Origin of the sequence: Vibrio sp. 10N.247.311.14, from assembly GCF_041467715.1 — a bacterium.
Classification (GTDB): domain Bacteria; phylum Pseudomonadota; class Gammaproteobacteria; order Enterobacterales; family Vibrionaceae; genus Vibrio; species Vibrio crassostreae_C.
The window spans coordinates 1-5,983 of record NZ_JBFSVE010000096.1 but is presented as its reverse complement, the minus strand read 5'-3'; the positions used below and the strand labels follow the sequence as shown (position 1 = coordinate 5,983).

Sequence of the window (5,983 nt, the reverse complement as noted above, 5' to 3'; positions counted from 1 at the left end):
CTCAGGCCTTGAAAGCCGCTTAACAGAAATGTCCAACTTTACGGGGTCACTTCATCATATGAGCAGGCTTTTGCGATTCTTGCTTTTGACTGGAAAGCTTTGTTAGTTGAAAGCTAGCGAAGGCTTTCGAAGAATTCATCACTGGCTTCAAAATCACCATTGATCGTCACTAAGGTGCCCGTTGCATCAAAGTTAACAACAAGATTTTTTTGAATCGAGTCTTCATGGCCTTTTGTGTGGTGGTAAATGTAGTACCACGTATCTGGGTAGCCATTTTCGATAAGCATAGGTGAGCCCATAACGTAACGAACTTGTGTTTTTGTCATGCCAAACTTGAGCTGATCGACAGCTTCCTGTTCAACATAGTTACCCTGATTGATGTCAATTCGATAAACCAACTTCTCTAGTAGAGAGCAACCGGTCAACATTGTTAGTGCAAGTGGAACTGCAACTAACCACTTTTTAATTCGCATAGTTTGAGATCTTTCTTCGCTAAAATACTGCCTGATAATAAACAAGCTCCAGCAAGAAGTAAAAAGCTCCTTGCGCTTTGAGCTTGTTATGACTGGCAATTTTGAATTAAGTTGCAAAATTGCCAAGAATTTTCGGTAAATTATCAGAAAGTTGCTGAATATGTAACCTATGCTGCGATTAATAACTCTTTTGCATTGGCAAGCGTCGATTCGGTAATCTGGCTGCCACCAAGCAGTCGAGCAAGCTCTGAAACGCGTTGTTGCTCATCAAGCGTGTGCATTTGAGTCTCGGTTTTACCTGATTTCGTGTTCTTCGCTACAAAAAGTTGTTGGTGACCGCAACCGGCAACTTGAGGTAAGTGAGTCACGCACATAACTTGTGTCGATTCGCCCAGCTTACGTAGCATTTTTCCGACAACCGCAGCGGTTGGTCCACTGATACCCACATCGACTTCATCGAAAATCAGGCTTGGTGTATCCACTTTTTGCGCTGTGATCACCTGAATCGCTAATGAGATTCGTGATAACTCACCACCAGAGGCCACTTTCGCAATCGGCTGCATTGGTTGGCCTGGGTTGGTCGAAACAATGAAGGTCACGTTATCCATACCCAATGGAGAAGGGTGTGTGTTGGTGTTGTTCACTTCAATGGCAAACTGCGCTTTTTCCATGCTCAGTTCGTGCATGCTTTGCGTGATCAGCTTGTTGAGCTCTTTTGCGTAACGAGTTCGAGATTTATGAAGCTTCTCTGATTTAGCAACGAACGATTGGTATTGGTTTTCTACCTCGTTGGCCAGTTCTTCCAATTTTTCATCAGAGCAATCAAGCGCTTCAACTTGTTGTAGTAAGTCTTGATGGTGCTTATACAGCTCTTCAGGTAACACGTGGTGTTTACGAGACATCGACATCACTTTAGAGAAACGCTCCTCAACGTAAGCCATACGACCGGGATCAACATCAATGCTGTCTAGGTAGGTTCTTAACTCGTTGTTGGTCTCTTCGATCTGAATAATGGCTTCAGAAAGCAAGTTCGGTAACTCGGCCAATCTTTCATCTAGCTCAGCTAACTGAATTAAGGAGTTATTGGCCGATTGCAGAATACCAAGCGCATTAACTTCTTCGCCTTCATAAATAAGCTCGATAGCTTGCTGACAGGTTGTGGCCAGTTCTCCGCTATTGGAGAGGCGCTTATGCTCTTGTTCGAGGTCTTCATATTCTTCCTCCCCAATAGACAGCTCATTTAACTCTTTGATTTGGTATTCAAGAAGTTGTTTTTGAGCTTGATTTTGCTGGCTATTTTCACGTAACTCTTTCAAGTGGTTATCGGCTTGTCGCCAGGCTTGGTAAGCATTACGTGTCGATTTCAACAGGTTCAAGTGGCCTGCGTATTGATCAAGCATGGCCATTTGGTAATCGCTCTTCATCAACTGATGATGCGCATGTTGACCATGAATGTTGATCAACAGCTGCCCAAGCGATTTCAACTGTGAAAGAGGGACAGGACTGCCGTTAATGAATGCGCGAGAACGACCTTCTTTAGAGATGGTTCTACGTAATATGCATTCACCGCCATCAAGCAGCTCGTTGTCTTCTAACCAGCGGGTAGCATGCAGATTGTTCTCAAGTAAAAAAGCGGCACTGACTTCGGTTTTTTCTTCACCTTGTCGAACCATTCCTGCATCGGATCTTCCCCCAAGACATAAGCCTAAAGCATCGATAGCGATAGATTTACCCGCACCAGTTTCTCCGGTGATTGTTGTCATGCCTTTAGAGAGTTCTAGCTGTAAAGACTTAACAATAGCGAAATTATTAACACTTAGATGAGCCAGCATTTTTATTTACCTGTATAACTGAACAATACTGTATATAAGCTCAGTATATACTGTTTCTTTATACAGTAAAGTCGGTGGGTGAAATTTTTTTGTGACTGTTATCAGAATTGAGGTTGTTCGTAGATCACTGAAACCGCTATAGATTCCCAACTCAGTCGTTCCTCCTTCTTGGGAATGACGGTGTGAATCATTGAGACGAAGAGAGAGTTGGCGGGCTTTTTACTGGTAATGAAAAAGGCTGACGAATGTCGTCAGCCTTTCAAATTTTCGGTTACCACTAGAGCGTTTATTCTTTTAGAACAGCTTACTCGACCAGCCTAGTTTGTTACGTAGAACATGGTAGTAGTTGTAGTCTTTAGGGTGGATCAGCTTGAGTACATTCGGGCTTTGGTAAATATGGATCTCATCGCCAGGAGAAACCGGTAGCGAGATTTGGCCATCGCAGCTGACTTCCTGTGTACCGCGGTTATCAGGCGATACGATAAGCTTGATACGACGCTTTCCATCCACCACAAGTGGGCGGCTTGAAAGGGTGTGCGGGAACATTGGCACTAGTGAGATAGCATTTAGGCTTGATGACAGGATAGGGCCGCCGCCAGAAAGCGAATAAGCGGTAGAACCTGTCGGTGTTGAGACGATCAAGCCATCAGAGCGCTGTGAGAAGGCGAAGCTGTCATCGATATACACTTCGAACTCGATCATGTGCGCGACTTGGCCGGGGTGCAGTACAGCCTCATTAAGGGCTGCATTGTGGCTTTTTATCTGGCCGTGACGATGAATTTCAGTTTCAAGTAAGAAGCGTTCTTCTTCCATGAACTCTCCCTTAAGCACATCAGTCAGCGCGCTCTGGAAGTTTTCAGGGTTGAGATCGGTTAGGAAACCAAGATTACCTCGGTTAACACCTATCACTGAAATGTCGAAACGTGACAAAATTCTAGCCGCACCGAGCATGTTTCCGTCACCACCGACCACAATGGCGAGATCGGCACGTTTACCCAATTCAATCAGGCTAGAAAAATGTTCTTGTGGGATATCGTCCAAAATGCTGGAGAGCCTATCATCAACAAACACTTGATAACCCTCAGTACTTAACCACTGATAGAGCTCTCTATGAGTCTGAATTGCTTGCTGATCTCGAGGTTTACCAATAATTGCGATGACTTCAAATGGCTTTTTCATAACGTTTCCAAACGAATTAGGCTTGAATCAAAATTCTTCATCCCCATAATAAAGGCAAGTTGAACGTCTATGCGAGTGTTTTATATCAATTTGAGGCGCAAACACGCCTGTCACTGGCATTGAAAACGAATTCTGGAGATATCATGAGCAACGAAGAAAACAAAGTAACCGAAGAAGAACTAGATCAGATCATTGCTGAAGCTGAGAAAGTTGAAGAAGCTGAACTGAATGAAGACGCTGCTGATGAGCAGGAAGCAAAAATCGCTCAACTGGAAGCTGCACTGCTTTCTAGTGAATCTAAAGTGAAAGAGCAGCAAGATTCTGTTCTTCGCGCGAAAGCTGAAGTTGAAAACATGCGTCGCCGTAGCGAACAAGAAATTGATAAAGCGCGTAAATTCGCTTTGAACAAGTTTGCTGAAGGTCTGCTTCCTGTAATCGACAACCTAGAGCGTGCAATGCAAGCAGCAGACGCTGAAAACGAAGTGGTTAAGCCACTGTATGAAGGTGTTGAGCTAACGCACAAAACGTTCGTAGACACAGTTGCTAAGTTTGGTCTTAAAGAGATCAACCCTGAAGGTGAAGCGTTCAACCCTGAATTCCACCAAGCGATGTCTATTCAAGAAAGCCCAGATCACGAATCAAACACGGTTATGTTTGTGATGCAAAAAGGCTACGAACTAAACGGTCGTGTGGTTCGCCCAGCGATGGTTATGGTTGCTAAGTAATGACGTATTACGTTACCAAGTGGTTGACTGGCGCATTGACTGAATTAGTAGCAGCGACAAAATAAATCACTGGTTTACGTAAAATAAAAAGAGAGGCATAGGCCTCTCTTTTTTTGTGCCTATAACTTGAGAGTCCACGTAAATAAGCATCAAAACCGCATTAAGAATGTCGTTCTTTTTATTTCATTCAGATCAGCGATTTAGAGTTTTGTGTTATGAAACTTGTTGTGATTGAGTAAATGTTTTGATGTCACATTTGTGATGTTTTTGTAAATAAATACTTTTAATTGTTATCTTTGTATGTAAAATCCACTGCCATATAGCGATTTTGGTCGCATATATAACTATAAAAGTACAAATTTTAAACACAACAAACTGGAGAAGAACGATGGATAAATCGCTCTCAAGTAAAATTTTTGTAGGCTTGTTCGCCGGTCTACTTATTGGTACTGCTATTCAGTACCTATTCAGCGGTATTGCTATTTTTGATACGTATCTACTTGGCGCTGCCGAAGGTGCTGGTGGTATGTTTGTATCACTTATCAAATTGCTTGTAGTTCCTCTTGTATACGTATCTATTGTTTGCGGTATTGTTGAGCTAAAAGATATTCGTTCATTCGGTCGTCTTGGTGGTAAAACCTTTGGTCTTTACATTATTAACACCATCATCGCGATTTCAGCTGCTCTAACGATTGGTCTTATTTTCCAACCGGGTGCTGGTGCGAATCTAGCGGGTACAGTTTCTGAGACAATTGCGCTTACAACAACTGAAACGCCAGATATCTTCTCTCTTGTTGTTAATATCGTTCCTAGCAACCCTGTAGAAGCATTTGCAAGTGGCGACATGCTGCAAATCATCTTCATGGCTATTCTGACTGGTCTTGCTATTCAAGCTCTTGATTCTCGTGGTGGCCCAGCTATCAAGACATTCAAGATGGCTAACGAGATCATGATGAAGCTTATCGGCCTAGTAATGAGCCTTGCGCCATACGGTGTATTTGCTCTGATGATTCAATTAGGTGCAACACTTGATGCAAACACGCTAATGTCAGTTGCTGGCTATGTCGCGCTTGTTGTAGCAATGCTTGTGTTCTGGATCTTCTTCTTCTACCCAATGATGGTTGGTTCATTCACTGGTATTTCTCCAAAGCAGTTCCTGCGTGCAACTCGTGAGCAAATCCTTTTCTCACTATCGACTGCAAGTTCGAACGCGACGATTCCAGTAACAATGCGTACTCTGACGGACAAACTAAACGTATCTAAGTCAGTGGCAGGTTTCGGTGTACCACTAGGTGCAACAATGAACATGTCTGGTGTATCTATCTACATCGCACTCGCAACTATGTTCGTAGCAAACGCATTCGGTCAGCCAATCAACACTGCTGATATCTTTACTCTAGGTCTAACTATCTTGCTACTTTCTATCGGTGCTGGTGGTGTTCCTGGTGGTGGTGTGGTTATGGTCGGTGTTCTATTGCACCAACTAGGTTTGCCACCAGAAGGTCTAGCGATTGTTGCTGCTGTTGACCGTATCTGTGACATGTTCTGTACTTCTTCTAACGTTGTTGGTGATACTGCGGTTAACACTATCGTTGCTAAATCTGAAAACGAAATTGGCGTTGAAGCTAACGAAGAAGCTGAGCTGCAAAAAGCAGAAGCTTAATTCTTAATTAAGACTCAATAACTGCGAAGCCCCGCTCAACCAGAGCGGGGCTTTTTTATTGTGCGCCGAGCATGGCGTTGATCTAGGAGGTGAAAGTCCTCTACGGGCTCA

At 43.4% G+C, this 5,983-nt stretch carries 5 protein-coding genes; 2 read left to right on the top strand and 3 right to left on the bottom strand.

Features of this window, described 5'->3' with window-relative positions; all coding sequences use genetic code 11:
- Positions 1–113 precede the first annotated feature (113 nt).
- The 3 genes from bamE to nadK all read right to left on the bottom strand — a co-directional run bounded on the left by bamE (position 114) and on the right by nadK (position 3,484).
- Complete coding sequence (gene bamE, locus AB6F11_RS21375) at positions 114–473, bottom strand: outer membrane protein assembly factor BamE (protein WP_010438918.1); 360 nt, start codon at positions 471–473, stop codon at positions 114–116.
- A gap of 167 nt (positions 474–640) precedes the next feature.
- Positions 641–2,305, bottom strand: a complete 1,665-nt coding sequence (gene recN / locus AB6F11_RS21370; protein ID WP_017098044.1) for a DNA repair protein RecN — start codon at positions 2,303–2,305, stop codon at positions 641–643.
- A 294-nt stretch (positions 2,306–2,599) separates the two neighbouring features.
- The gene (gene nadK, locus AB6F11_RS21365; RefSeq protein ID WP_004735161.1) at positions 2,600–3,484 is read right to left on the bottom strand and encodes an NAD(+) kinase; all 885 of its coding nucleotides are present in this window, start codon (positions 3,482–3,484) and stop codon (positions 2,600–2,602) included.
- Between the two features lie 143 nt (positions 3,485–3,627).
- On the opposite strand from nadK, the gene grpE reads away from it, so the two are divergent.
- Positions 3,628–4,209 carry a nucleotide exchange factor GrpE gene (grpE, locus tag AB6F11_RS21360; protein ID WP_102393637.1) on the top strand — a complete coding sequence of 194 codons (582 nt, stop codon included), beginning with the start codon at positions 3,628–3,630 and terminating at the stop codon, positions 4,207–4,209.
- 388 nt (positions 4,210–4,597) lie between these two features.
- On the top strand, positions 4,598–5,872 hold the full coding sequence (locus AB6F11_RS21355; RefSeq protein ID WP_102393638.1) for a dicarboxylate/amino acid:cation symporter: 1,275 nt from the start codon (positions 4,598–4,600) through the stop codon (positions 5,870–5,872).
- Positions 5,873–5,983: the final 111 nt, after the last annotated feature.

Bases quoted from the DNA above. Each gene is read 5' to 3' on its own strand.
- bamE (WP_010438918.1), bottom strand. From the start codon at position 473: ATGCGAATTAAAAAGTGGTTAGTTGCAGTTCCACTTGCACTAACAATG.
- recN (WP_017098044.1), bottom strand. From the start codon at position 2,305: ATGCTGGCTCATCTAAGTGTTAATAATTTCGCTATTGTTAAGTCTTTA.
- nadK (WP_004735161.1), bottom strand. From the start codon at position 3,484: ATGAAAAAGCCATTTGAAGTCATCGCAATTATTGGTAAACCTCGAGAT.
- grpE (WP_102393637.1), top strand. From the start codon at position 3,628: ATGAGCAACGAAGAAAACAAAGTAACCGAAGAAGAACTAGATCAGATC.
- AB6F11_RS21355 (WP_102393638.1), top strand. From the start codon at position 4,598: ATGGATAAATCGCTCTCAAGTAAAATTTTTGTAGGCTTGTTCGCCGGT.